We start from the raw sequence: 25,180 nt of genomic DNA on the forward strand, positions 1-25,180 counted from the left end.
CCAATGGTTTGAAGTATCTCTATTGTTGTAGAAAATACTTTCGTTTTGGTGTTTAATATTTTCGTGTTCCAAAGAACTCTGCTTGTAAAGTAAAAGTCTCTCCGTTATCGGTACTAATTTCTCCTTTCCAATGAAATGACTTGTTGGTTATGTTCTGAAATGTCCACCACATTATATTTCCATCCTCATCGGTTCCTTCCTGTACAATATTACCTTTGTCTTTCCAACCATAAAGTTTACTTACTGTACTACTCACGGGATTGAACCAATAAACACACCATTTTTTTGATTCTGCATCAAAATAACGTATGCTCGAACCATAACGAATTCTTGGCTGTTTTAGTTTTGGCGTTCTTAATGAACGCTTTGGGGCAATCCAAACATCTTGCACAGCCCGCCCTTCAAGAACATAGGCAAAATGCCATTCACCTTGTGATTTTAATATTTCATTGTTTTCTAAATAATCAACAGCTTCTACATTCCAACTTCCTATAAGCCAATCGTAAATATTATTTCCAGCAATTTCGTCACTTGCGTTATCTGAAATCAGTGAAGAAGCAAATCCTTCCTTCTGTCTTGCAGTAGCTTCATGCTCTGAAAACACTCTATGCCAAATACCTGGGTAATCTAAAACAAATCCTTGACTGTCAACTTTTAAGTTTGCAGTAAATCCGGAAGCAAGATTTTCATACTTGTAAACGCCATTACCTAAATTGGTATATCGCTGTTTGGCAGGCGAAAAATTTTTGTTAGGTAATTCAAAGTAAACGACTTTTATTTCTTTGGATTCTCCAACTGCTAGACCCAGCCTATTGATTGGTAATGTGTTGGTAAAAGGGGTCAAGGCAATATCTATGTCTATACAGTTATCTAATTGTTCGAGGATTTTGCCTTTTTCATTGACCCAATGATTGTCTTTGTTTTTTGTGAGTGAGATGTTAAACGTACTGTCGGATTGAAAATTGATGTTTACTGACTGAATTTCCCATTTTTCATTGATTTCAAGCAGATAATTAACATTCAATAATTTCCCCAATCCTTGACCTGTGATGTGTCCCTTAACTTCAATCGTGTCTTTAAAATTTATGGTGGTAAATTCGGTTGTGTTTACATAAGTGCTTTTCCACACTATTATTTTGTCTTGTGCTTGCATATTTGAAAAATGTAATATCAAAATTAATATTAGAATCTTTCTATTTTAGGATAGTTATTGGTTGAGAGTTCGTTGTTTTCAGTTTTGGCTTTATTCGTTTTATCTTTTTGAACGTACAGCTTTTACTTTTTTCAAATTCTTATCAGCCGGTCATCAAAGAAATTCAGAATTGAGCCATAAATAATTTGTAAAATACATTATATCAATATTTTAGCGCCAATTTTCTTCATTATCTCGTTCCAATGTGCTTTCATTTCATTTCGCTGTTCGGTATTCAATAATTTCTCTTGATGGATGGCTATGGTTGCCTTTGTCTGATTTCCAATAACTCGAATTTGAACGGTTGACACGTTTTCCCAATGGACAGGTTTCCAATTCAAGCGAATGTGTGAATTTGATTTAAAAACACGGACAAGGCCTGTTATGCCATTTTCAGTTTCGTATTCCTTTTTTATTTCAAGTTCATTTTTCAATTTACCCAACCAAATATTTAGTCCATTCTCGGAAAATAAAAAGTCCCAAACCTTCTCACTCGAAACAGAAAAGGTTTTTCTTATTCCAAATTGAAATCCTACATCTTTGGTTTTTCCGAGTTGATTTTCCATTTTCTTATTTTTCAGGTTTAAATGCGATAGCATCAATTTCAAGTAAAAATTCGGGATTTATTAGTCCTGCAACATACAAAACTGTAATAATCGGTGGGTTTGGGTTTTGTCCTAAAAATTTCTGTGAAACTTGAAATGCACCATAAGCATTCTGCCCTTGAACAATGTGAATGTTTAATTTCACTAAACTCTCAAAATTTACTCCACAAGATTTAAGAGCAATTTCAAGGTTTTTCATTACTTGCTCAGTTTGCTTTAAAATATCATTTTTCCCTACAATTTCTCCGTTTCCATTTACTGCATTTTGTCCACCTATATAAATTGTCTTTCCGTTTCCTTTAGTTGTTATGATTTGAGAAAACGCAGAATTTTTTATTAGCCCTTCCGGATTTATATGTTCCATTCTATTCATCATTGTTCGTTGTTTATTTTATTCGCTTGTAATACAACTGTACCAATCCTGTATCAAATGTTTTGGCACTTATAAATTCCAATAGTTGCTCTGGTCTACCTTCTTTAAATAATCTTGTGCCATTGCCAAGAAGAATAGGTACAATAGAAATAGTAAGTTCATCAATAAGGTCATTTTTAAGTAGTTCGTTAACAACTTCAGCACCACCATCACAATAAATGTCTTTACCCGCTTCGCTTTTAAGTTGTGTTACCAAGTCTTTTATGTTACCTGTGTAAAATTTAATTCTGCCGTTGTCTGGACGTTCCGTTCTTGTCATGACATACACATCTCTTTCTCCATTATCGTAGTGAGAAGCACCAATCTCTTTTACAACATAATCATAGGTTTTACGGCCAATAATAATCGTATCTATGGTTGACGTAAATGAAGCATACCCATAATCTTCTCCTTCTTTTTCAACTAACTTTAAAAAACTAAGGTCATCATTTGGTTGCGCTATAAATCCGTCTAAACTGGTTGCTATAAATAATTTTATTTTTCTCATTTAGTGTGAAATTTTAATTTTCTACAAAAATAGAAAGTTGACTAGTGTTTTTCTTTGGAAAAATGCGACAATTTAAAGTTCGGAGGGTAAATAACCTGTGTAACGTTTTATAGCATTGGTTAGGTGGGAATGATCATAATACCCACATTCAAATGCAATATCTAATAACGCCTTATGGTTGTTGTTTGATGATATTAAGGCTAATGCTTGTTGAATCCGAATGATGTTGGAATATTCTTTTGGTGTTAACCCTATAAAATCTTTGAATAGTCTTTCTAGTTGCCTTGTTGAAATACCGTTTTGTTTAGACAACTCATCAATTGTTAATAGACCTTTAGAAGTCTGTACTGCATCTACTATCGTGCGTAACCTTATAGACTTTCTACATACCTTGTCATTGAAGAACTGGTTTAAATAGTCAGTGTAGTTACCATTGAAAAAATAGTCTCGGTCAAAAGATAGATTTTGGTCGAATTGAACAGTTTGATTTTTTATTTCACTCAGAGAAGCATAAGTGAAAAAGGATGCGAAGGCGGAGGGTTTAAAACAGACACCTATCAAGTGTGTGTTTTCGTCTATAAAGGTTTCTTTAAAAGAAGTCATTGCACCTACTGCATAGGTTTTACCGTGCTCCATGCGTGTAGCCCCATTATCAGTTAGGCACCTGTCTCCAAGGTTTATGATTAAACCTGGGCAACCATCAGGAAAAATGCGCTCCCAACCATAGCTTTTGACTTCACCTTTTAGCTCCCAGAAGTTGTGAACTTTGTTTTGAAGGTGTTTTCCAGGATTTACTTCTTTATACTTCATAAATGCTTTTATGCAACCGATGTAAATATTATCCCGATTTGGGCATCTTGGCCATTAAGGTAAAATTTCAATTCTCCTTTTACAAGTAATCATAGATCTTTAGATCAAAAACAATAGTACAAATGGTTGCGAAGATTACTGGACAACCGTAATCTTCTCCTTCTTTATCAACTAACTTTTTCATTCTACGGGCATCATATGACTTGGCTATGCAGCCATCTAAACAGGTAACCATAGGTTAATTCATTTTTCCCTTTGGGCCATTATGAACTGAATTTCTTTCCATCCCAAATTATTCCCTATAATTATCTAAAATTTCCGTACTTACCCAATAAATATCATTATTACTGGTATAAAAGAGATACTTTCCGTCCTTAGTTACAAAAGGACAAAGTTCGTGCTTTTCAGTATTAATTGTGCTTCCCATATTAACCGCATCGCCCCATTTCCCGTCTTTATCTTTGAAACTAATATATAAATCACCTTGACCTTTCCCAATTTTACGAATGGAACAAAATATCATATACGACTCATCAGGTGCAATAAATACATCCGCTTCGTATCTATTGGTATTTATTGATTCGGATAGTAATTCAGGTTTGACGAATTTTCCGTTAACATATTTGGAACGGTTTATATCATAAGCATAGTTTGGGGCATTTAAAGTTTTATCCTGAGATGCGTAATAAAGTGTACCATCATTTGTAAAAGAAGCATAGTACTCATTTAAAGGGCTGTTGATCGGTAACCCTAAATTGATTGGCTCTGACCAGTTTGATTGTTTATCTACCCTTTCTACATACCAAATATCCATATCATCTTTAGTAATATCTTCATTTAGTGAACGATTGGATATGAAATACAATCTTTTCTCATCCGAAGATAACATTGGATCATTGTAGCTTACGGAAGCCGAATCGAAAAGTTTACTGGGTGGAGACCAGACACCTTCTAATAAGTTCGTGTAATGAATTTCCGTAACGCCATTATTATCTACTCCAAAATAGAATTCATTCCCATCACCCGATATTGTACAGCCGAACTCATGTCTATTAGGTTTTGAAATTATATTCGGCGCGAATAGTTCTGGTTCATTCGAAGGAGTTTTTTGGCCAAAATATACCATAGTATTGTCTGTTTCCGAACCAACATTTCCTTTTGCAGATTCAATCAGTTTATTTGGATCGAAGCCAATACCATTTTTAAATACAATTTCCACTTCTCGAATAAATTTAGGGTTTCTTTCCAGATCTCCATTGAGAACTACAATATTGGCCAACTTTCCTTTCTCAATTGTCCCTATGTCAGTTCTTGACAGTAGCTTAGCTCCATTAGAGGTCATTACCTGTAAGGCTTCCTCTGGCTTGAATCCAGCCTCAATAAATAGTTCGTAATTTTTTTGATCTCCAAATCCGGGCATATTGTGGAGGCCAGGATCAAGACCTGCTACCAGCAATCCACCTTGCCTGAAAAATTGAAGTTCGTATGCCATTGATTTTACCAACCATTCTGGTTTAAAATACCAGTCGTTACCCTGTTCTTTCTTACGTAATTTACGCTGGTGATACGCTTCTTTATGAATGGGAGCCATTACTTCAAGGTCTCTGGCATCTGCCATTACATTAGCTTGTGCTTCAAAAATGGCAAGTGTTGAACCTAGTGCCACCCCATTGTTTATAAGGTTTTGCTGCACATCTTTGACCGTATCACTGTCAATGTCCAGATTTGTTCTAAAGTCGTTATTTTTAGAGCAAACTCCAGCTTCCCTTTCTGTTCCATGGTCGTAACTGTGTATAAATCCATGTTCTATGGCATCGATCCCTATTTCTGCAGCTTCGGTAAAAGTTGTGGCACAAAGGTGACCTGTTACTTTTAGATTATTCCTATGTGCTTCATCAACTATTACTTTTAAGTCCTGTGGCCTGGTATTTCTATAAACCTTCAGCCATTGTACTCCTTTGCTTGCCCAATATCGAATGGTATCCCTGACCATTTTTTCATTGGTAAATCTTATGAAATTCGATTTACCCTCTGGACCTGTGAAATATGGCCCGGAATTAATGATTTCAGGACCAGGCTGCTCTCCCCTATCTATCGATTTTGCGATAGCTAACTCTTCAAAGGGATTTCCTGTCCCACAAGTTTGGATTGTAGTCACACCACTTGCTAAATATAGTTTGGGTGATGTAGATAGCATTGCGGATTCAGGTATTCTCATATGGTTGTGCATACCGATTATGCCTGGGATAATAGTCCTGCCAGATAAATTTAGTTCAAAAAAATCATCTGCTATTTGAATGTCATTGGCATCTCCAATCCCCACTATTATTCCATTTTCTATCAGAACAGTCTGTGAAGTTTTGGATGGATTCCCTGTTCCATCAATTATTTTAGCATTGGATAAGGCAATATTCGGAGAGTCGAAGGAAATAAAACTTTGGAAATAATCCGATATGTCAATTCTTGTGGATTGTATATCCGTTGCCTGTTTCTGTCCACATCCTAGGAGTGAAATTAGAAAGGTGAATGTTAAAATTACGATTATGGTTATTCTGTTCATTGGACCAATATAATTAGTATCATCTTTAATTGATAAATTGATGGTAATGAAAAACTTTGATGACTGCCGTACCTGAAAACAGATTTTTATACATTCTGTTCTTTTGCTTTTGTGCGAAGTGCCAAATCTGGCATTTGACAGTGTTTGTAAATAGCCTTGAACTTAAATGGACAAATGAAAACCCTAGTCATTATGTACAGTGTTACCATGCTTTTTTTGTTTTTCTATTAAATGTTTTACGATATAATCCAATTGGCTATCAATTCCGTCGATTAAGTCCTCCACAGTTAGTTCAACTTCTATGTCGGGCAGTACTCCACTACCCTTAGGGACGGTTTTGTCAAGAACATATTTATCTATTTTTACAAATGGCACGCGAACCATAATTTTTGAATTGGGTAATTTATAAAGTGCAGAATATTGTGCCGTATGAAAATAATACCCTCCTCCTGTTTCATTGCCAACAAGTGTAATTTCCTGACAGTTTTTTGCATTCAACGCAAAAGCCGAAGCGGCAGAAAAAGTATTTCCTCCTATTAATACATACACCTTGCCCTTAAATGGTTTTTTGTAAGGAATCATTTCTTCCTGGGCATGGTCTTTTGTTAATATCCAACGTCCAACTTTCTTTTCAGCAGAAGCAAAATATCTTTTAAAAAACTCGTTGTAATCGGCCATACTGTGAATCACATACCTTTTTTTGGGAAGAGTATCTGTGACCGTACTTTCAGATATTCTTTGCTTAAAAGGTTTCTCTGTTAAAAAAGAGAATAAATTAATTGCGTTTATTCTGTATCCTCCAATGTTTTGCCTGATGTCCAAAATAAGATTGGACACCCTTTTCTTCTTTATATCTTTAAAGAGATCAACCAACCTTGATTTGAACTCTTTCGGGTCTAAACCGAAAGAATTGACAGTTAGTACACCGGATTTAATGGAGTCCATGTAATATACGAAGGGCCACTTTTCAGCTAATGTATTTTTAAAATGTTCTACGCAATTGGTATTTCCGTGATACATTGCAAAATGTGAGCTTCTCTTAGGGTATCTATTTTCTAAACTTTCAAATGATTCTGGGACAATTTCGATTGTTCTTAATTCGCTGTTGTTGATAGAATACTTGACGGTAAAGCTTTCCTTTTCTCCATATTCATAATAGTAGAGTATACCAAATTCCTTCTCTATCTGTCTATACTTTTTATTTAGATTGTACCCATCGGATGCTGCGTATTTCAAAAATTCTTGAATAATTCTATTACTTTTTAAACCTTCTATAGAAGTTATTTCTGCTCCTAGAGGAATACCAAAATCATCGGTATCCGTATAAAGTTTTCCATCGATTATTTTTAAAAGTAATGGAAATAATTCAGGTACTGTATCCATTTTAGGGTGATAAATGACTAAATGTCCATCATATGCATTTTTTGCTATTGAATTTATGGATTTAAAAAGCTCTTTAGACTCTGTTAGATCTTTTATCCGTGTTTGTTCAAAATCGTAAAAAATACTATCCCACTGCGCCTTTGAAGTGTACTCATATAAACTTGGATGGCCCGTTGTTATAATTTCTTTGAAAATGGTATAGTCTTCCAAAACTTGTTTTTGTGATAATTCGTTTTGTCCAAAAATGCAAAAAGAAAACAGGAGTAATATGATTATGTTATAATTGGTTTTCACCTTTTTTAAGAAATAGAATTTACAATATTAGTATCAAATCCCTTAACTATCAACCAAGTTGCTAAAATCAATTCCAACAAAGCCGTAGGGAAGGTTAATGTAATATAGGTAGGTGTAATAATGTTTATAACACCAAACATAAGCAGTATGCTGGCCAAAACACTGCTCAAAATAGTGGCGAAAATCCCCCAAATTGAAAGCCATCTAGGGACAAGCTTGGATTGATACAAAATATAATAGAACATTAAGTTACCTACACTCAGGATTAAAGGCATTGCTACATGGTTTATTAAATCTCTGCCTGATCGAATCAAATTATCCAACGTATGAAAATAACGCAAGTCAGGACTTCCAGCTTGTATGAATTCCTGACTCAAGGTCAATAGCAGCAGTATGCTCATCCAGCCGATTAAAATGAAAACCACAGTTATAATTCTAAAAACTAGAAATCCAATTGTCAGTCCAGTATTAAATGTCCTAAATAATGAATAAAGTATAATAGGTATGCTCGCATAAATAAGAGCCAAGATAAACTGCATGAATGCTCTAATAAGTATCGGTTTTGAATGGTGGGAAATATTCACAAGGTTGTCCATCCCATCAATGACCGGGTCTATACTTAGAATACCTACAGCTATGCTTGAAATTAATAATACACCAACGAATATTGATTTTTTTCTGAATACGTTCGTCATATTTTTATTTATTAAAATTTGCACAAAAATATGATGACGTTGATTTTAACTCGTTGACTTAAGTTAAGAAGTCAATTATTTGTTAATTAATCTTTTTCTAATTCGGCTCAATGACTCCGGTCTTATACCTAAGTAGCTAGCGATTTGATGTTGAGAGGCTCTTTGGAGCAAATTGGGCCTTGTTTTTAGCAATTGTAAATAGCGCTCCTCCGGTGTAGAAGATTTAAATGCGGTGTATGATTCTTGTTGTTTTGTTAATATTACTTCAGCGATCACCCTGGATAGGGATTCCAATTGTGGATACTTGTGATACATTTCATTTTCCAAGGCAGGATTGCCTACATTTACAACTGTATCTTCCAAACATTCCAAGAAATATTGGGAAGGCGTTGATTTGCCTATATTGGAAGGTGTAACAACTTCTTTCTCAGTATAAAACTCTATAGTTTTTTCTTCTCCATCTTTAATAAAATAGCTTCTAATACAACCTTCCAATATGAAATAACATTCATTTGAAAAATCTCCTTCCTTAAGTAGGATATCCCCTTTTTTATAGCTTTTGAAATATGCACTTTCGTTTATTGCATTCTCTAACTGCTCTGTAATCTCGGTGTATTTTGAGAGATATTTTAATATTTTACTTTTCAAAATTCAATACTTTATTGTTTAGCCCACCCTTCAAAGAATTTTCATGAGTTCGAATGTGGAATATTCATGGGAATAATTCTTGGCCCCTTTACAAGTATAGGTCTAATGTAATAAATTTATTTTGTAGGCTTAGTCGTTGATTAATTGATTTATTGCCTTTTGCTAGGAGGTATACTTCTCACTTGATTGTCCAGCCACCATCTCTTTAATGGGCGCTCAATTTATTATCCATTTATGTGGCTTCCTAGTTTTTTCTTTTTTTCTGGGAACTTAGCAATTTAGGAGATATAACCCTAATGCATTTCATGGAGACTATCCTTTATTTTGAAAACTTCTACATTCATAAAAACTATGGGAGGCATACTGAAAACCTCTCTTTGCCGTATCGATTATTTTAGTTTTCTTAATCCGTTATATAAGGCAGGATAAACAACATTGCTGTGTTCATTTTGGGCTATTATGTCATATTGAACCCTAATTTTTTTATCTGGTGAAGCCAAGGCCTGTTTCTTTATTTTTTTTACAAATTGGTCGGTAATTTTTTTGTCATTTTCCCGTTCCCACACACCTACATATATTTTTTTATTAAAGGAAATGTTTGCTGTATTGTAAAACAATATTTTATTGTCGTTCCACCATAAACTCGGGTTTATTATTAAATAATTGTCAAACAGCTCTGATTTGGTAAGTAGTATTTCCGAAGCCAATAAACCACCTAGTGAATGGCCTATAATAGTTTTTATATTATCTGTGCGATACTCCTTCTCAATTAGCGGCATTAACTCCAAGGAAAGAAATGATAAAAATTTTTCAGATTCCCCTGAACTCGGAAAATTTATCAAATCGCTCTCAATTTTGGAAGGTTTTGTAAAATCCCTTCTTCTATCCACATTTTCAATTCCAACAACTATGGATTCTGAAATTTGCTGGCCTTTTTTAGAAGAAAGAAATCTAATCAGCCCCACAGTCGGTATATAGATATCATTTATACCGCCATCTAGGATATAAATTACCGGATATTTATTGCCAGTACTATTGTCATAGCTTTCTGGCAGGTATATATTAATGGTCCTGTTTTCTTCCAAAACATGTGAAAACAATTCGATTGATGCACCTAATCTAATATCATCCAATCTGGCAATGGATTGTGAATTCACTATAAAGTGGCATAATATGATTCCGAGGGTTGAAATTTTGATTTTCACGATTCTTTATTTTTGTTATTGTTATACCTTATTTTTAAATCTGCTAAAGAGTCCAGTTTAGTTTCTTTGATACGAAACCTTTTAGGCCTCTGAAATAGCTTGATTGAAGATAGCACGTTACCAGTTTAGTACTGCTTTACGGGATAGGTCCCACTTTTATGACTTTATGGTAGGCATAGGTATCTGTTTTCAAGCAAAAATTTAATTGAATTTGGGTCCAAGTGCCATTGTGATCTAATGGTTAGAGAACTTGATAATATCCGTTTTTTACTCTTCGATACTTTACTTTTTAGAAATTGGATCCATTTTATTCTGACATACTATTCTCTTTATCTATAAAGAAAACCCAGGTAACAAAATCTTTAGTAAATTCAATGAACCTATGTTCCGAAAAGGCCGGGACATAGAGAAAATCCCCAGATTTAAAAGTAGTGGTCTGTTCTGTCAATTGAAATTTACCTTCTCCTGAAATAATAAGATAAAACTCGTCGCGATCATGTGGAGTTTGCTTATCGAACATATGGGGTTTATAAATTTCCACTGTAAGCTGCCCCTTCTGAAAAAGAGTTATGAACTCCTTTCCCGACTCTTCTAGTTCCGTAAGTGCCAGAAGTTCTGATATTTTGTTAATAGCCATCTTTTCAGGATATGTATTTAAAGGTCATCTGTGAAATGTCGTCTTGATTTCGCCTGAGTAAATTTTCTAGAATTATATTCTTTGGACCGGTTAGGTGGAATTGAAAGACTTTCCCATTTTTCACACGTGATCATTTTACTAAGAAATATGATCTGCCCGATATGATAAGAATAGTGTGCCAATTGGCGATTGATTGCTTCTGTAACTGTATGTCCATCGTTACGGATATACACAATATACTCCAGTTGTTCTTCCTTTAGTTGACCAAGAGTATTAAATAAGCAATACCACCCCTTATTCCAATAGGTCATAAGCTCACTTCTATCTGAAAAAGTATTTTCAAATTCAGCATCTCTGTTTCTCCAGACTTTCTCACCATCCTCGGTCAAAAAGTCTGTAAAACGGGAGAGCATATTACCTGCAATATGGTTAACAATAATCGCAACACTATTGCTTTCCTGATTAAATTGCCAAAATAATCCGTTTTCAGGCAATTGTGCCATAGCTTTTTCCCCAAGCATTTTGTAATATTCAAACTGCTTGATTACACTAGGTAAATAACTTGTTTTCATAATTATTCCATTTAACTATTAATGCTCGATTTTAGATTGAGTATTACCATTAGGGAGTTAACTTCCTCCAGTGATATCTATAAAAGTTCCAGTTGAGAAAGATGATTTTTCCGAGGCTAGCCAGATTATTGCCTCTGCAACCTCATGAGCCGTTCCTCCTCTCTTCATTGGAATACTTTCCTTTATTCTGTTCACACGATCATATTCACCGCCGTCAGCATGAATATCTGTGTAAATAAATGCTGGACGAACGCCATTGACCCTAATCCCCTCATCCGCGACTTCCTTTGATAAGCCTATGGTTAATGTATCCAATGCACCTTTGGATACCGCATAGTCTATATATTCACCGGGGGCTCCAGTTTTTGCAGCAAGGGATGATACATTGACTATCGTTCCTCCTTTTCCACCATGTCTTGTGGACATTCTCTTGACAGCCTCCCTTGCGCAAAGGAACTGACCAGTAATATTGGCTGAAAATATCCTGTTTAACCTGGAAATCCCTATGTTTTCAAGTCTCATTTGCCTTTCCAATATTCCTGCATTGTTTATTAGCGAATGCAGATTTCCAAAGAGTCGATCAGTTTCGGAGAAGAGCCTAAGAACGTCTCCCTCTTTGGAAATATCAGCCTGAATCGCCACAGCTTTACCACCAGCATCAACAATGTCCCTAACCACTTTTTCTGCATCTATTTTATGTTTGAGATAATTGACTACCACGGAAAAATCGTTCTTAGCGGCGAGAAGTGCTGTTGCAGCACCTATTCCCCTGCTTGAGCCGGTAATGATCATTGTTTTCATAATTAAATGTTTTTGTTTGTTTTAGTGTTTAACATCCTATAATGTGCCTTTAGTTTTATTAGATCACCAAGGAGCCTAGTCACCCTTATGAGGTCTCTTTTGTTAATACTCTCTGCAACTTTCACTATTTGCGGATTTAATGTTTCAATTTCAGTTTTTCTACAGTTCTTAATATCTTGTAAGGTGGATATCTCCTGTCCATCGGATAATCTGCTGATCTGTAATAGACTTGATTTTAGTTCTTCGACATCTAGGGGTACCCCAATGGCCCCTGCTATAGTGCTACATTCGTAGATTACGCTTTGGGCAATTTCAAATGCCGCCTTATCTCTGTGAAATATTCCGTTATCTATTTCAAGCAAGGGGCAAACCGAGTTAAATACGCTGTTCAGTATTGTCTTTTTCCAAATGATCTTTTGAATATTGATTTCACTGTTGAAATGGAAATCCTGAGTACTTAGCAAGGAAACTATGTAATCAAGTCTATCAATGTTTCCTTGTTCTATTCCGATTGGGCTTGATGAAATTGGCCTAAACCTAATCGAATGGGAATTCATCCTCTGGCTGGTCACAAATAGAACGCAACGGTAAATTTCTGGATATTGATGATTTAAAAAGGCCTGTTCAACACCTATGCCGTTTTGAAGAAGTACAATGGGCGAACTGCCCGTCTTATGCCTGAGGGCGGCCGCTAACTTATCATTTCCATAAGATTTATTGGTTAGAACAATTACTCCATTTAAGGAGGGGAAATTAACTAATGTCCCTATTTCCAGTTGGGCCTCCTGGACGGTTCCGTCCTCCATCTCTACGCGAAGGCGTTCGGTTTTCCTAGAACCATCATTCACGCTTCCCCGGATAAGCGAAACACTTTTTCCAGCGAGTTTAAGAAACACTGCCAGCGCTTGACCTATGGCCCCGGAACCAATTATATATATATTAGTTTGAGTCGATAACATTCTGTTTATTCTAATGTTAGTACGATATTGATTTCTTTTCTTAATTCAATAATTTCTTCGGATAGAATGATATTTGTAAATACGTATTACTAATGTTTTATTCTAGTACAAATCTGAATAAAAAAATAGTATGATAGCAGATGCAGTTTTATTAATTTTGTATATAGCAGTTAAGAAATGAAAAAGGACATTATAACGACTAAAGAATTTGTTTACCTGAGAATATCCAGAACTATTGAACAACAGATCTTGGATAATGCATTGAGAACAGGAGATAAATTACCCTCACTGCGTACCATTTGTAGGGAGTATGGTGTTAGTCAAAATACAGCATTGAGTGCTTATTATCATTTGGAAAGTAAAATGCTTATCGAGGCTAGACCTCAATCTGGATATTATGTAAGATATTCCAGAACACGATTACCTTCAATGCCCATGAAGACCAGTCCTTCCAACGCTTCGAATTATTCCGAAAGTGAACTTCTTGTTCGTGAGGTCTATAGCAATCTTGGTCAAGATGGCCATATGGCGCTTTCCTTGGGAACACCGGCAAATGAATTATTACCTATAGCAAAACTGAACAAAGGTTTGGTGCAGGCCACGCGTGATCTTACCGGTAGTGGCGTGAATTCTGATAAAGTAGAAGGAAATGAAAGGTTACGCCGGCAAATAGCTAGGTGGTCATTTGCTATGGAATGTAACTTTAGTTATAAAGACATAATTACTACCAGCGGCTGTTTAAATGCTCTTTCTTATTGTATGATGGCAGTTACAGAAAAAGGCGATACAGTGGCTATGGAAAGTCCCGTTTCATTTGGGATGCTTCAACTCGCACAGGCATTAGGCGTAAAAGTGCTTGAACTACCGACACATCCGGAAACCGGAGTAGATCTGAATGCTTTTGAAGATGCTTTAAAGAGCGGTGAAGTTAAAGCTAGTTTGTTGATTAGCAATTTTAGTAACCCACTCGGATGCTGCATGCCCGATGAGAATAAAAAAGCAGCTGTAGAACTTTCTGAAAAATTTAATATACCACTTATAGAGAACGATCTGAACGGTGACGTTTATTTCGGACAACGACGCCCCAAATCATGTAAAACTTATGATCGAAGTGGTATCGTTTTATGGTGCGGTTCTGTATCCAAGACCCTGGCTCCCGGTTACAGGGTAGGTTGGGTTGTTCCAGGAAGATTTAAGGAAACGGTACTAAGGATGAAGTTATTTTTAACCATTGCAACAACTTCTATAACCCAGGAAGTGATAGCGAACTTTTTAGAAACTGGACGGTATGAAAATCACCTACGAAAATTAAGGCATACCCTTCATGGTAATATGCTTCAATTTTCAAGAACTATTTCGGACCATTTTCCCGAAGATACCATGGCTAGCCGACCTCAAGGCGGTTTTGTGCTATGGGTTGAACTACCAAAAGGAATAAACACCCTGAGCATTTATGAAAAAGCCAATCAAGAGCAAATTTACTATGCACCTGGTAGAATATTTTCCTTACAAAATCAGTATAACAATTGTCTTCGGTTGAATTATGGTTTAGTATGGAATAAAGAATTGGAACAAAGACTAATACAGCTGGGCCATTTGCTAAAAAATAGCTAGCGTAGTACATTAGGCTAAAATCAATCCACCTGTTCGTTGTTGTCTAAATTCTTTATCTGCATTATTGTTACCAGAGCAGTGGCGATATGTTTCTCCCTATCTTTCATAACACTAAATATGTCAGAGCTAACAACTGATAGAATTTTTCCACTTTTAATAACTTTTGCTTTTGCTTTTAACTCATCCCCAATAGCAGGAGAGAGATAGTTTACCTTTAATTCAACAGTTGCAAAATAACTACCTATGGCTTTGGTCGTCGCAACGGCATAACCTGAAGATAAATCGGCCAAGGATGCTATGGTACTTCCATTATACATTCCAGCCGGACGCAACATAAATTTTTCTTTTGGGATTTTCATTTCAAAACGGCCACTATCGATAGTGACAATTTCGGCCTTCATTAGTTTCAGTATTTCGGATTTCCCAAAGCTTCTAATAAGATAATCTTTGTAGTTTTTTTCATTCATAGCCGATCTTTTTACTGAGCATAATATGGGCTAAATGGTGTTCGCAGTGCCAAGCATACATACCAATAGCTTCCACAATACTAATCCTTCTATTTCCTTCCGGATGAACGAATTTTCTACTTAAGTCACTATTACTAATACTTTTCAATAGAATTTCCCAACGTGTATGTAAGCCCTCCAAAATGGCCAAGGAGGCATCTAAAGGTAGCTCATAATCTTTCAGCTGTGCCCACCGGTCTTCGAAATAGGGTTTTATCGTAGGTTCATTCTCAGTTAGTGCCAGTTTCATCCTGCAAAAGGCATTCATATGGCTATCAGCGCAATGATGTACAATTTGGCGTAGCGTCCATCCATTTTTTCTATAACTCGAGTCCAACTGTTTGTCGGTCAGATTTTGGACCTCCATGTTTAGATTCTTTGGGAATGTAGCAATAGTAGTAATCCAATCTGACAGTAAATCATGCGTTAAATCTTTGGGATATTTAAATTGACCGATCGGATATTTTTTATTGTCCATAATATATTGAAATAGTATTAGTTAATTTATAATTGCTTGGTTAGTAGTTTTTTGTCTGCTAAAACTATGGGGAGCTATTTAATGGCTCAATACCAACTTTAAGTAATGACTTTTTGATAGACCATAACATGTATTCATGATTTAAAATTCATAAAATATATTATTTAATAACAGATGCATTTTTTTGAATTTCTATGGTTACAGTTGATCTTTGTTGAGATGTAAACATAAGTTTTAAGTAAATACCCATAGTTAGCAAATCGCAATGGAATGATTTGGAAATAGCTCTTAAGACCACTACTGTTTAAAATCCGCGTATAGGCCTACCATTTCCAATATGTATTGGCCATTGACCAGTTTTAAAAGTTCTTCCAAATAGGAGATTATGCAATAGTAATTCAGGCTCTTTTAGTATTGTCAGGTTTGTGGAAGAAGTAAAATTTGTAATCGATCCCTTCCTTGTTGTGGAAAATTGTTTGATTTTATGCAGAAATGCCCAACCGTGCTAAATATTTGAATGGAAACCGTGGATAATGTAATCAGGGCAATTATTTTCATTACAATTGAAATCCTCTATTTCCTTTGGCACTTGGACTACAAATTTTAAAGCGGCATATATTAAAATTAACCCAGATTTATTTTTGATCTCTTATCAAACTCAATCAATTATATTTTATACATTTTTTCATTGTTTAGATGTATGGTGAACAATGCCCCTTCATTAGGCCTGCTTTTGACTTCGATCTTTCCACCATGTGTCTCAACAATGGATTTAACAATGCACAGGCCAACCCCTACTCCTTCTTCATGGGTATGCAAGCGTTTAAATAGGCCGAACACTTTTTCACCATGTTTTTCAGCGTCAAAACCAAGTCCGTTATCTTTTATGAGGAGATAAACACTTTCGTTGCGTTTTCTGGTTTTTACTTCGATTTTTAGTAACCGATCCGGGCTTTTGAATTTCATCGAATTGCTTAGCAGATTTTGTAGGATACTTTTTAAATGTAAGGGTGGATATTCAATTTCAGAGCATTCGGAAAAGTCTACGTCGATGTTGGCGTTTGTAGATTTAAGACGGTCAGGAATACTCTGTTTTACTTCCTTAAATATCTTTTTAAATTCCAAGTGTTCTTTCTTTTCATTTAGCGTTGTTTTAAAGTTGATGACATCGTTCAGGGCGAACACCTTTTTATAAACCTGTTCAATGTTATTTTTCAATTTATAGAATAATTCAATATCCTTATCACCATAAATACTATGTGTATTTATCATTTCAATTAACACGTTGAGATTGGTGACAGGTGCTTTCAAATCGTGAGCGGCCACAAAGGCAAACTCTTCCAATTCTCTATTTTTTGTTTCAATTTGTTCGGCGTTCAATTCCGCTTTACTTATCTCTGCTTCCAAGGCGTTATTCAACTTCTTCATCTTGTCTTCCCCCTGCTTACGTTCGGTGATGTTTTGAATGTGGACGTGTATTACAGGGATATCCTCAATTATATACATACAGGGAGTGACATCAGCAACAAAAACGGAACCGTCCTTACGCCTAAACTTTTTTTCAACAGTCAAGTTTTTCTTTTGTTCCTTGTTTTCTCCAATCCGAGTTGATGACTCTTGATCAACTTTGTAATGTAAGTCTATTAGTTTCTTCCTGAGTAGTTCACTTTTGGGGTAACCAAATTCTTTGATGGCACTGTCATTCGCCTCAATGATACGCATGTCCATATTATGGATGATTTTTGGAAAAATGGAATACTTGAAAACTTGTTTGTAAATGTCATTGGTTATTTTAACTTGTAGAAATTCTTCAAATGGATTTGTATTGTCTGAATTATCCTTTTCATTCATTTCCTTATTAAAGTCCATTTTTATGATTTTTACATGTTTCTGGGGCCAGAAATCAATTCATTATAGTAACATCTTAAGACTAAATATTAATTCCTGTTGCAACTAACAGTTTTACTAGTTCAAAGTCCCAATTATTATAATCCTTGGTTTTAATCACTAAGAGTACCTAAAATAGTTAATTTTAAATAAATGGAAACTTGTAATGGGCATTTTAGGGAAAGGTTCTGCAGTATTGATAGTAATAATGGATCCACAACAATGAAAGCGAATATATAATGGCATTAAACTTGGTCAAATTACTTCTATTCTAATTCTTTTTCCAGACCACATTTTTTTCTTTCCAATATCATGGACTTTCCATTCATAGCACCCAAATCCCCACTAATTTTTTGGGATGACTTCACATTTTATAAGTTTTAGGATTGTGCCATTTTAATAATGTACGTGTCATGAACCAATAAACCAGATACTCAAACAGTTCAGCGAATTTCTATTGGGTTGAGGCTAGGTAGTCCTTATTTTGAAACAAATAAATAAGTAGCCATTATTTCTGGGATTATTTTGGATTATTAAAGGAAATCAGAGATTATTTTGGAAAAACTGATCTTACATCCGGATGTTAATTGTTGATGACATATATTAAGTTATTTTAGATTAATATGAGAGAAGAAACCTTGTGGATAATTGATGATGATATGGTATCACAATTTGCCATTAAGTATAAGATAGGGCAATCTTACCCCAACAATAGGGTTAGTACTTTTTATTCTGTTCAGGAGGCTTTAGCCGCCCTAAAGGAATGTATGGATGGTAAATTGGAGTTTCCTGAAAAGGTTTTACTGGACTTAGGCCTGCCAGTACTTACAGGGTGGCACTTTCTACAGGAACTGGAAAAAATTCGGGGAAATATTAACCCGTTCGAAATTTATATCGTTTCCGCATTTTCCAATTCCATGGACCGTAAGCGCGCTAAAGATCATTCTTTGGTCAAGGGCTATTTTGAAAAACCGTTGGATAACTTTGCCGTAGACCAAATATTTATGTCGCGGTAGCATGATCACGTATTAGGTTATGCTGTTGTCCATTGAGACAAAAGTGATTCCTAATCTTTCCAATTTTGAAGTCGATCAAGATATAGATAACCTTCAACAAACTTTCTATGCTCTGGACCGGACATTTTCTCCAATAGATTTAAGGCCGAAATGTAGCTTGCCAAATTACCGTTCGAAGAGCTGAATTTCCCGTCCTCTACAAAGGTCACCAAACTGTCGTTCTGAACCTTTAGATTTGGGTAATCCTTCTGCAATTGTGTGCCCCCTCCGATCCAGGTAACAATTTTATGTCCATCTGCAATACCCGATTTGCCGATCAATTGTGCGCCAGCACAATTGCTTACGGTATATAGCGTTTCCCTATTTTTTTCCTTTATAAAACTTACAATTTTCTCATTATGAACTTGAGCGTACATGTCATAGGCACTTGGAACAAACAAGGCCGTAAGTTGTGGGCAGTTTTCAAAGGTATAATCAGGTAAGAACCGTATACCTTCCTCTGATGTTATTGGGTCGGCATTTTCAGCAATGGTTATTACATTAAAAAGCTGATTTCCTTCTATATTTGGTTTGGCAAAAACATCTGAAGTGGCAATGACTTCACTCTGCAGGACGCCATTGAACATTAGAAGTCCTATCGTAGGCAATTCCTTTTTGAAAGGCTTTAAGTGTTTCGTCAAAGTGTCCGAGGTAATGCTCTGGTCTGGTAAATGTCCATTTTTGGCACTATTTTTTGATTGGTCCATTTTGCAGCTTCCGAAAAAAAACAACAATGCAACTAATATTAGATTATACTTTTCCATAAGTCCTTAACGTATTATTTTTTATCATTTGGTTTTATGATCATTCTAAAATACTGATCCTTATACAGGTAGTACCCGATCCAGTTAATCAATGTGCGAAACCTATTTTTAAAATTAACCAACCCCATAATATGCACGAAAATCCAAATTAACCAGGCTATAAATCCTTTTATAAAAAACCTTTCCTTTGGCAAATCAAAAACTGCCTTATTTCTTCCAATAATTGCCAATGACCCTTTGTCCTTGTAATTGAAAGGTGTCCATGGGCTTTGGTCCCTCTCTAAATTAAGGGCCAAATTTTTGGCCTGTTGAATTGCGGGTTGGGCCAATTGGGGATGGCCTTCAGGATAGCCAATATCTCCTTGGACCAACGCACAATCGCCCAATGCATAAATATTATCGTATCCGTTGATCAAGTTAAAAGAGTTGGTTTTTAACCTTTTTCCCTTTCCAAAACTGTCCATGGAAAAACCATTGAAAGCCTTGGCAGTTACCCCGGCCGCCCAGATTAAATTTTTGGATTCTATTGTAGTACCGTCGGACAGTAAAACAATGTCTTCCTTAAAATCATTTACTAAACAGTTCAGCTTTATTTCTACACCCAATTCATTTAGCTTTGAGTAGGTATAGCTTTGCGAGTTTTTTGACATGGTATTCAAAACTGCACTTTGACCATCGATTAAGTATATTTTTCCTAAATCACTTTCACTCAATTCAGGATAATCTTTCTTCAAAATAGAGGTCTTCATCTCTGCTAAAATGCCTGAAAGTTCAACTCCTGTAGGTCCGGCTCCAGCGATAACAAATGTCAATAATTTTTTTCGTTCTTCTTTGTCATCGTGTCTTGTTGCCCTGTCCAGCCTAGTAAGAATGGTGTTTCTAAGAGTTAACGCATCACTTATGGTTTTCATCGGTAAACTATACTTTTCAATATTCTTATTACCGAAGTAATTACTTTCAGTACCTGTGGCCATAACCAATATATCATAGTGCAACTCTCCATTGCTCAACATTACTTTGTTTTCATTGGGAACCACTTCCAATAAACTTCCAAGCCTAAAGCGAACATTCTTAAAGTTCCTCAATATTTTTCTAAAGGGGTAACTAATGGCCGATGGTTCCATAAACCCTGTAGAGACCTGATAGATCAAAGGCGGAAAGAAATTATAATTATTGGCATCTACCAATATGGTTTGGTACTTTGGTGAATTTCCGATCCTTTTTATCAATTCCAAGCCAGCAAAACCTCCCCCTACTACTATTATCGACTTTTTCATAGTATTCCATTTAAGGTACAAAGGTCCTGGATTCAGCCATAAATATTCTTGAACTGGTTCAAGAAATATCTTTTTTATTTAATTTGCTTACATATTCCGGCGATAAGCCTAAAAAGCTTGCCACTAGATATTGAGGTACATTGTTTACAAAATCAGGAAAGGACTCTTTAAATCTAAAATAGATTTCTTCCTTTGAATAAATAAAAAGATACTTTATCCGATTAAGTGAGGCACCATATGCTGTTTGATATATCTTTCTGAAATAAATTTCCATTTTTGGAAACCGTCTAAGTAATTCTCTTTCATTATTATGTGTTAAGTGAAGTATGGTCGAAGCTTTAACTCCTTGGATATAACACTCCGAACGCATATTGTTGTGATAGGCCAAATAATCCGTAATCCACCAATTCTTTATGGCAAATTGTAAAGTATGCTCGGTTCCCCCTTCATCAATAATATACAATTGTAGACACCCGCTTAAAACAAAATAGTGGTCCAGGGATTTGTTTCCGGGTTCGTAAAGCAGTTCTTTTTTTTTGACAGTTTTCAAATCAAAGTACTTGGCAATCTCCTGAAACTCATTATTGTCAATTGAAGTGTATTTGTTAATATGTTCGAACAGTTTTTGCATTTTAATAGGTTCATCTAATATCAAATTTAGCACAATTCATCGATTACCCCAGACCATTCAATTTATTAGTTTTTTCAATGATTTAATTAAATCAAGTATTTGAATAGGCAGCCCTGGATAATTAACTACCCATAAGTAACATTTCACAACATAATATAGAGGGTTGTCATCATTTATTGTGGTCAGGTATGTCATTTGGGTACCTTGAACTTTTTATTAATCAATTTATCCCCCCAATTATGACATTGAGATGTATAATAGTGGACGATTCGTTCATGCAGAGAACTACCATGGCCAGATTAGTGGACAATCATCCAAACTTGACAATGGTGGCAGAATACAGCAATGCCGTTGAAGCCAATAACGGTCTTAAGAATAAGGAGATCGATCTTATTTTCCTGGATGTGGAAATGCCTATCATCAATGGTTTTGACCTTTTGGAATCCCTGGACGATCCACCACAAGTAATTTTGATTACTGGAAATCCCGATTATGCGCTGAAGGCATTCGATTATAACGTAACCGATTATCTTTATAAGCCCATTTCTTTGGCCCGGTTTAATACATCTGTAAAAAGGGCAATGGCCAATTATGAGCAGATTAATAAACAGAATGAAGAAGAGGAGTATATCTTTGTAAAAAGCAACCTACGGCAGCGTAAAGTAGTTCTTAACGACATAATGTGGGTCGAAGCTCTTGGCGATTACGTTAAGTTGGTGACGAATGAAGGCAATGTGGTCATTCTTTCGACTATGAAATCCTTTGAACAAAAATTGCCCAAGGAAAAATTCCTAAGGATCCACAAATCCTATATTGTTAATCTTGAAAAAGTTGAAAAGTTCAATAGTAAAACAGTTGAAGTAGCTGGAAACCAGGTGCCATTAAGTAGAAACAAAAAAAATGAATTGGAACAGGCACTTTACAATGATTAAATGGACAAGACATGCTTTATTTGCCAAGATTTGTCCATTACCGATTAAAAAGTTCTAAGACGCAGAAAACTGATAATAGTTGGATTTACATGAGGTTCTATCAATAAGCCGAGACTAATGTTTAGCGATGTTGGGATAAACTTTAAGTATATCCTTGTGTTATGTCGCAAGGTCGAATTCCCAAAAATCAAATTACCGAACCAATTCTTTTTTCAAACTGATATAAAATCACAGAAAAGGGTGAAACTCTTTAAGCCCGCCCGTACCGAATGGTTACGCTCTGGCGGGTTTTGGTTTTCTTTTCCTTTTATTAAGCAAAATTCTATAGATTTTGCGGACTACATAAAAATACAATGGCCTTTCGACCAAGCACGAAGTCCGATTTGTGTATGGGTTGTGTCGTGGGGCATTATTATTTCTGTTTCGTTAGAGTATAAACATCTCCGATTGAATTGGTTAATGTTAGAGTATCATTGGTAAAACTAAAATCCCAAGTATCACTCAATATCAAACTCCAATCAAATTCGGCAGTCCAAAGACATTGGTTTTCAAACTTTATAGTCCTATCTGAAATTGCGTAATTACCATTACAAATTGCTGGGAATTTTACGATTTCACTTTCCCCGGCAAAATTGGAATTGTTCAACGTCAATTCTACAGTTGAGCTATTCTCGCCTCTCTGAAAAGTCCCGATGTATTGTCCTTCAATATCCCTTTGAACATCATCGTTATCACAACCGATTATTGTTAAAATTCCAATAAATAATACCAAGATATTTACTTTCATTTTTCCCTTTTTCAATTAGATTCAACTCATTTTAAATGGTTGCTTCAAAATACACCTTAACAACATTATATCATTAATTGGTACAACTACTTTTATAATATAGACAAAGTAATTAGCATCAAGGCCACTTGGAATTTGATAATGCACGAATCAAGCATGTAACCTACTAAGTAATGTTATGACAGGTAAAGTTAACATGTAAATTTTAAAGGTAAGGTTAATCAAATGAAACACTAATAATTAAGGGACTAGGTTAATATCCGTATGGGCCTTTCTGTTGGTTCAATAATTTTCTTTCTGATTACGAAATCTCCAAAATGCTCCTCCCCTAACCTATCCTGGGCATAGGCTTTAATAATTGGCTCTAATTCCTCTAAAATGTTTTCCTCGGATAACATTTCCTTATATAAGGTATTTAATCGGTCACCGTTATGGCTTGCCCCCAAATACATGTTATATCTACCAATGGCCCTACCCACAAAACCTATTTCCCCTAGTGATGATCGTGCACAGTTATTTGGACAACCTGTCATCCGAATATTAATTTCATCCTTCTCCAGGCCATTATTTTTCATAATTACCTCCAGCTTATCTATTAAGGAAGGAAGGTAACGCTCTGCTTCGGCAAAAGCCAATCCACATGTGTTCAATGCGACACAGGCCATGGAACTCTTGCGTAGGCCCGTTAGTTTAGGATGGTTACCAACACCATACAATTCCAATATAGCATCAATGCCCTGCTTTTTACTTTCCTCTATATTTCCAATAATGAGATTTTGGTTACCTGTCAATCGAAAATCTCCTGTATGAATTTTGGCAATTTCCCTTAAAGCCGTTTTTAGCTGATAATCATTTTCATCCCTAACTCTACCATGTTCCACAAATAAGGTGTAAAACCATTTATTGTTGGTGCCTTTTAGCCATCCATATTCATCTCCATTTGATTTGAATCGATAGGATTTTGGTTTGGCCAGATTCCATCCCAATCGGTTTTGAAGTTCCGCTACAAACCATTCTAACCCCCTGTCATCTATGGTATGTTTTAATCTCGATAACTTACGGTCAGATCGGTTGCCGTAATCCCTTTGGATGGCTATAACTGTTTCGGCTACATCAATCACTTTTTCTTTCGGCGCGAAACCAATAACGTCGGCTAATCGCGGATAAGTGGCGTCATTACCAAAGGTACTTCCCAATCCACCACCAACACATATATTATATCCTGCTATGTTATTGTTTTCCTCAATAGCAATAAGTCCAAGATCATTCGCAAAAACATCGATGGCATTGTTTGGTGGAATAGCCAATGCTATTTTGAATTTTCTTGGAAGGTAGTGGTGATGATACAATGGTTCAAAATCGGGGGTTCCAGCTACTTTTTCCTGGTCCAACCAAATTTCATGATAGGCAGTTGTCTTTGGAAGAAAATAATCGCTTATTTCTTTTGCAAATTGGTATACCTCTTCGTGTATATGGGATTGGTAAGGGTTTGGATTGCACATTACGTTCCTATTCACATCCCCGCAGGTCGCAAGCGTACTTAACAAAACTTCGTTAACCTTTTGAATCGTAGGTTTTAAATTCCTTTTTAATATGCCATGAAATTGGAAAGATTGTCTAGTGGTCAATTTAAGGGTGCCATTTCCATATTGCTCAGAAAGTTCATCGAGGGCCAACCATTGCTTGGGAGTAGTAACACCACCAGCAGCTCTTACTCGAACCATAAACTGGTACAAGGGCTCCAATTTCTTCTGCCTTCGTTCACTCTCCAAATCCCTGTCGTACTGCTGATAAGAACCGTGGTATTTTATAAGCTTGACATCGTCGGGAAATAAAGCTCCCGTCAAAGGATCTTTTAGACTGTCCTTTATGCTTCCCCTTAGAAAATCACTCTTGTCCTTGATATGTTCATCTTCTGATAATTCCTTGTAATTCGATTGCTTTTCCATAAATACATTTCCTTCGCAT

The 25,180-nt window shown here is 35.8% G+C and carries 25 protein-coding genes; 3 read left to right on the forward strand and 22 right to left on the reverse strand.

The window, feature by feature from the left end; all coding sequences use genetic code 11:
• Nucleotides 1-52: 52 nt before the first annotated feature.
• The 14 genes from KO529_RS13750 to KO529_RS13815 form a co-directional block, all read right to left on the reverse strand.
• On the reverse strand, nt 53-1,153 hold the full coding sequence (locus tag KO529_RS13750) for a putative glycolipid-binding domain-containing protein (RefSeq protein WP_215948438.1): 1,101 nt from the start codon (nt 1,151-1,153) through the stop codon (nt 53-55).
• A gap of 197 nt (nt 1,154-1,350) precedes the next feature.
• Nucleotides 1,351-1,758: an SRPBCC domain-containing protein gene (locus tag KO529_RS13755; protein WP_215948439.1), complete on the reverse strand. Its 408-nt coding sequence runs from the start codon at nt 1,756-1,758 to the stop codon at nt 1,351-1,353.
• Between the two features lie 4 nt (nt 1,759-1,762).
• A complete protein-coding gene (locus tag KO529_RS13760; protein ID WP_215948440.1) occupies nt 1,763-2,173 on the reverse strand; it encodes a RidA family protein in 411 nt (136 codons plus the stop codon).
• A gap of 10 nt (nt 2,174-2,183) precedes the next feature.
• Nucleotides 2,184-2,717 carry a dihydrofolate reductase family protein gene (locus tag KO529_RS13765; RefSeq protein WP_215948441.1) on the reverse strand — a complete coding sequence of 178 codons (534 nt, stop codon included), beginning with the start codon at nt 2,715-2,717 and terminating at the stop codon, nt 2,184-2,186.
• Nucleotides 2,718-2,789: 72 nt separating this feature from the next.
• The gene (locus KO529_RS13770; RefSeq protein ID WP_215948442.1) at nt 2,790-3,527 is read right to left on the reverse strand and encodes a helix-turn-helix transcriptional regulator; all 738 of its coding nucleotides are present in this window, start codon (nt 3,525-3,527) and stop codon (nt 2,790-2,792) included.
• A 292-nt stretch (nt 3,528-3,819) separates the two neighbouring features.
• Nucleotides 3,820-6,087: an amidohydrolase family protein gene (locus KO529_RS13775; RefSeq protein WP_215948443.1), complete on the reverse strand. Its 2,268-nt coding sequence runs from the start codon at nt 6,085-6,087 to the stop codon at nt 3,820-3,822.
• Between the two features lie 183 nt (nt 6,088-6,270).
• The gene (locus KO529_RS13780; protein WP_215948444.1) at nt 6,271-7,680 is read right to left on the reverse strand and encodes a S41 family peptidase; all 1,410 of its coding nucleotides are present in this window, start codon (nt 7,678-7,680) and stop codon (nt 6,271-6,273) included.
• 89 nt (nt 7,681-7,769) lie between these two features.
• On the reverse strand, nt 7,770-8,459 hold the full coding sequence (locus tag KO529_RS13785; RefSeq protein WP_215948445.1) for a DUF4386 domain-containing protein: 690 nt from the start codon (nt 8,457-8,459) through the stop codon (nt 7,770-7,772).
• 75 nt (nt 8,460-8,534) lie between these two features.
• The gene (locus tag KO529_RS13790; protein ID WP_215948446.1) at nt 8,535-9,107 is read right to left on the reverse strand and encodes a Crp/Fnr family transcriptional regulator; all 573 of its coding nucleotides are present in this window, start codon (nt 9,105-9,107) and stop codon (nt 8,535-8,537) included.
• 389 nt (nt 9,108-9,496) lie between these two features.
• The gene (locus tag KO529_RS13795) at nt 9,497-10,312 is read right to left on the reverse strand and encodes an alpha/beta hydrolase (RefSeq protein ID WP_215948447.1); all 816 of its coding nucleotides are present in this window, start codon (nt 10,310-10,312) and stop codon (nt 9,497-9,499) included.
• Between the two features lie 307 nt (nt 10,313-10,619).
• On the reverse strand, nt 10,620-10,949 hold the full coding sequence (locus KO529_RS13800) for a cupin domain-containing protein (RefSeq protein WP_215948448.1): 330 nt from the start codon (nt 10,947-10,949) through the stop codon (nt 10,620-10,622).
• Between the two features lie 17 nt (nt 10,950-10,966).
• On the reverse strand, nt 10,967-11,521 hold the full coding sequence (locus KO529_RS13805; RefSeq protein ID WP_215948449.1) for a DUF1572 family protein: 555 nt from the start codon (nt 11,519-11,521) through the stop codon (nt 10,967-10,969).
• Between the two features lie 57 nt (nt 11,522-11,578).
• Nucleotides 11,579-12,322 carry an SDR family oxidoreductase gene (locus tag KO529_RS13810; protein ID WP_215948450.1) on the reverse strand — a complete coding sequence of 248 codons (744 nt, stop codon included), beginning with the start codon at nt 12,320-12,322 and terminating at the stop codon, nt 11,579-11,581.
• Nucleotides 12,323-12,324: 2 nt separating this feature from the next.
• Nucleotides 12,325-13,281: a ketopantoate reductase family protein gene (locus KO529_RS13815; protein WP_215948451.1), complete on the reverse strand. Its 957-nt coding sequence runs from the start codon at nt 13,279-13,281 to the stop codon at nt 12,325-12,327.
• A gap of 177 nt (nt 13,282-13,458) precedes the next feature.
• Between KO529_RS13815 and KO529_RS13820 the strand changes: the two genes are divergently transcribed.
• Entirely contained in the window at nt 13,459-14,895 is a 1,437-nt protein-coding gene (locus KO529_RS13820; RefSeq protein ID WP_215948452.1) for a PLP-dependent aminotransferase family protein, read from the forward strand.
• A gap of 20 nt (nt 14,896-14,915) precedes the next feature.
• Here KO529_RS13820 and KO529_RS13825 read toward each other — a convergent pair whose 3' ends face one another.
• From KO529_RS13825 to KO529_RS13835, 3 genes are all read right to left on the reverse strand, one after another.
• Nucleotides 14,916-15,362 carry a PaaI family thioesterase gene (locus KO529_RS13825; RefSeq protein WP_215948453.1) on the reverse strand — a complete coding sequence of 149 codons (447 nt, stop codon included), beginning with the start codon at nt 15,360-15,362 and terminating at the stop codon, nt 14,916-14,918.
• The gene (locus KO529_RS13830; RefSeq protein WP_215948454.1) at nt 15,355-15,879 is read right to left on the reverse strand and encodes a YfiT family bacillithiol transferase; all 525 of its coding nucleotides are present in this window, start codon (nt 15,877-15,879) and stop codon (nt 15,355-15,357) included. Before KO529_RS13830 ends, KO529_RS13825 begins: the two co-directional genes overlap by 8 nt.
• A 666-nt stretch (nt 15,880-16,545) precedes the next feature.
• Nucleotides 16,546-17,748, reverse strand: coding sequence for a sensor histidine kinase (locus tag KO529_RS13835; RefSeq protein ID WP_215948455.1), 1,203 nt, complete (start codon nt 17,746-17,748; stop codon nt 16,546-16,548).
• A gap of 641 nt (nt 17,749-18,389) precedes the next feature.
• Between KO529_RS13835 and KO529_RS13840 the strand changes: the two genes are divergently transcribed.
• Nucleotides 18,390-18,782: a response regulator gene (locus KO529_RS13840; RefSeq protein ID WP_215948456.1), complete on the forward strand. Its 393-nt coding sequence runs from the start codon at nt 18,390-18,392 to the stop codon at nt 18,780-18,782.
• A 50-nt stretch (nt 18,783-18,832) separates the two neighbouring features.
• On the opposite strand, the gene KO529_RS13845 is transcribed toward KO529_RS13840, so the two are convergent.
• The 3 genes from KO529_RS13845 to KO529_RS13855 form a co-directional block, all read right to left on the reverse strand.
• Complete coding sequence (locus tag KO529_RS13845) at nt 18,833-19,528, reverse strand: DJ-1/PfpI family protein (RefSeq protein ID WP_252734398.1); 696 nt, start codon at nt 19,526-19,528, stop codon at nt 18,833-18,835.
• A gap of 71 nt (nt 19,529-19,599) precedes the next feature.
• Nucleotides 19,600-20,862: an NAD(P)/FAD-dependent oxidoreductase gene (locus KO529_RS13850; RefSeq protein WP_215948458.1), complete on the reverse strand. Its 1,263-nt coding sequence runs from the start codon at nt 20,860-20,862 to the stop codon at nt 19,600-19,602.
• A 58-nt stretch (nt 20,863-20,920) separates the two neighbouring features.
• Entirely contained in the window at nt 20,921-21,493 is a 573-nt protein-coding gene (locus tag KO529_RS13855) for a Crp/Fnr family transcriptional regulator (RefSeq protein WP_215948459.1), read from the reverse strand.
• A gap of 239 nt (nt 21,494-21,732) precedes the next feature.
• Here KO529_RS13855 and KO529_RS13860 point away from each other — a divergent pair, with 239 nt between their 5' ends.
• Nucleotides 21,733-22,425: a LytR/AlgR family response regulator transcription factor gene (locus KO529_RS13860; RefSeq protein WP_215948460.1), complete on the forward strand. Its 693-nt coding sequence runs from the start codon at nt 21,733-21,735 to the stop codon at nt 22,423-22,425.
• A gap of 412 nt (nt 22,426-22,837) precedes the next feature.
• On the opposite strand, the gene KO529_RS13865 is transcribed toward KO529_RS13860, so the two are convergent.
• Both KO529_RS13865 and cysI read right to left on the reverse strand, forming a co-directional pair.
• A complete protein-coding gene (locus KO529_RS13865; RefSeq protein ID WP_215948461.1) occupies nt 22,838-23,212 on the reverse strand; it encodes a hypothetical protein in 375 nt (124 codons plus the stop codon).
• A 248-nt stretch (nt 23,213-23,460) separates the two neighbouring features.
• On the reverse strand, nt 23,461-25,161 hold the full coding sequence (cysI, locus tag KO529_RS13870) for an assimilatory sulfite reductase (NADPH) hemoprotein subunit (protein ID WP_215948462.1): 1,701 nt from the start codon (nt 25,159-25,161) through the stop codon (nt 23,461-23,463).
• Between the last annotated feature and the right edge of the window lie 19 nt (nt 25,162-25,180).

The sequence above is a fragment of the Arenibacter algicola genome (genome assembly GCF_018860365.1).
Classification (GTDB): Bacteria; Bacteroidota; Bacteroidia; order Flavobacteriales; family Flavobacteriaceae; genus Arenibacter; species Arenibacter algicola_B.

Excerpts from the sequence above, each read along its gene's own strand:
- KO529_RS13845 (WP_252734398.1), bottom strand. The coding sequence starts at position 19,528 with ATGGACCAATCAAAAAATAGTGCCAAAAATGGACATTTACCAGACCAG.
- KO529_RS13855 (WP_215948459.1), bottom strand. The coding sequence starts at position 21,493 with ATGCAAAAACTGTTCGAACATATTAACAAATACACTTCAATTGACAAT.
- KO529_RS13765 (WP_215948441.1), bottom strand. The coding sequence starts at position 2,717 with ATGAGAAAAATAAAATTATTTATAGCAACCAGTTTAGACGGATTTATA.
- KO529_RS13800 (WP_215948448.1), bottom strand. The coding sequence starts at position 10,949 with ATGGCTATTAACAAAATATCAGAACTTCTGGCACTTACGGAACTAGAA.
- KO529_RS13820 (WP_215948452.1), top strand. The coding sequence starts at position 13,459 with ATGAAAAAGGACATTATAACGACTAAAGAATTTGTTTACCTGAGAATA.
- KO529_RS13815 (WP_215948451.1), bottom strand. The coding sequence starts at position 13,281 with ATGTTATCGACTCAAACTAATATATATATAATTGGTTCCGGGGCCATA.
- KO529_RS13825 (WP_215948453.1), bottom strand. The coding sequence starts at position 15,362 with ATGAATGAAAAAAACTACAAAGATTATCTTATTAGAAGCTTTGGGAAA.
- KO529_RS13840 (WP_215948456.1), top strand. The coding sequence starts at position 18,390 with ATGAGAGAAGAAACCTTGTGGATAATTGATGATGATATGGTATCACAA.
- KO529_RS13785 (WP_215948445.1), bottom strand. The coding sequence starts at position 8,459 with ATGACGAACGTATTCAGAAAAAAATCAATATTCGTTGGTGTATTATTA.
- KO529_RS13750 (WP_215948438.1), bottom strand. The coding sequence starts at position 1,153 with ATGCAAGCACAAGACAAAATAATAGTGTGGAAAAGCACTTATGTAAAC.
- KO529_RS13835 (WP_215948455.1), bottom strand. The coding sequence starts at position 17,748 with ATGGACTTTAATAAGGAAATGAATGAAAAGGATAATTCAGACAATACA.
- KO529_RS13770 (WP_215948442.1), bottom strand. The coding sequence starts at position 3,527 with ATGAAGTATAAAGAAGTAAATCCTGGAAAACACCTTCAAAACAAAGTT.
- KO529_RS13760 (WP_215948440.1), bottom strand. The coding sequence starts at position 2,173 with ATGATGAATAGAATGGAACATATAAATCCGGAAGGGCTAATAAAAAAT.
- KO529_RS13830 (WP_215948454.1), bottom strand. The coding sequence starts at position 15,879 with ATGGACAATAAAAAATATCCGATCGGTCAATTTAAATATCCCAAAGAT.
- KO529_RS13865 (WP_215948461.1), bottom strand. The coding sequence starts at position 23,212 with ATGAAAGTAAATATCTTGGTATTATTTATTGGAATTTTAACAATAATC.
- cysI (WP_215948462.1), bottom strand. The coding sequence starts at position 25,161 with ATGGAAAAGCAATCGAATTACAAGGAATTATCAGAAGATGAACATATC.
- KO529_RS13860 (WP_215948460.1), top strand. The coding sequence starts at position 21,733 with ATGACATTGAGATGTATAATAGTGGACGATTCGTTCATGCAGAGAACT.
- KO529_RS13850 (WP_215948458.1), bottom strand. The coding sequence starts at position 20,862 with ATGAAAAAGTCGATAATAGTAGTAGGGGGAGGTTTTGCTGGCTTGGAA.
- KO529_RS13775 (WP_215948443.1), bottom strand. The coding sequence starts at position 6,087 with ATGAACAGAATAACCATAATCGTAATTTTAACATTCACCTTTCTAATT.
- KO529_RS13805 (WP_215948449.1), bottom strand. The coding sequence starts at position 11,521 with ATGAAAACAAGTTATTTACCTAGTGTAATCAAGCAGTTTGAATATTAC.
- KO529_RS13810 (WP_215948450.1), bottom strand. The coding sequence starts at position 12,322 with ATGAAAACAATGATCATTACCGGCTCAAGCAGGGGAATAGGTGCTGCA.
- KO529_RS13755 (WP_215948439.1), bottom strand. The coding sequence starts at position 1,758 with ATGGAAAATCAACTCGGAAAAACCAAAGATGTAGGATTTCAATTTGGA.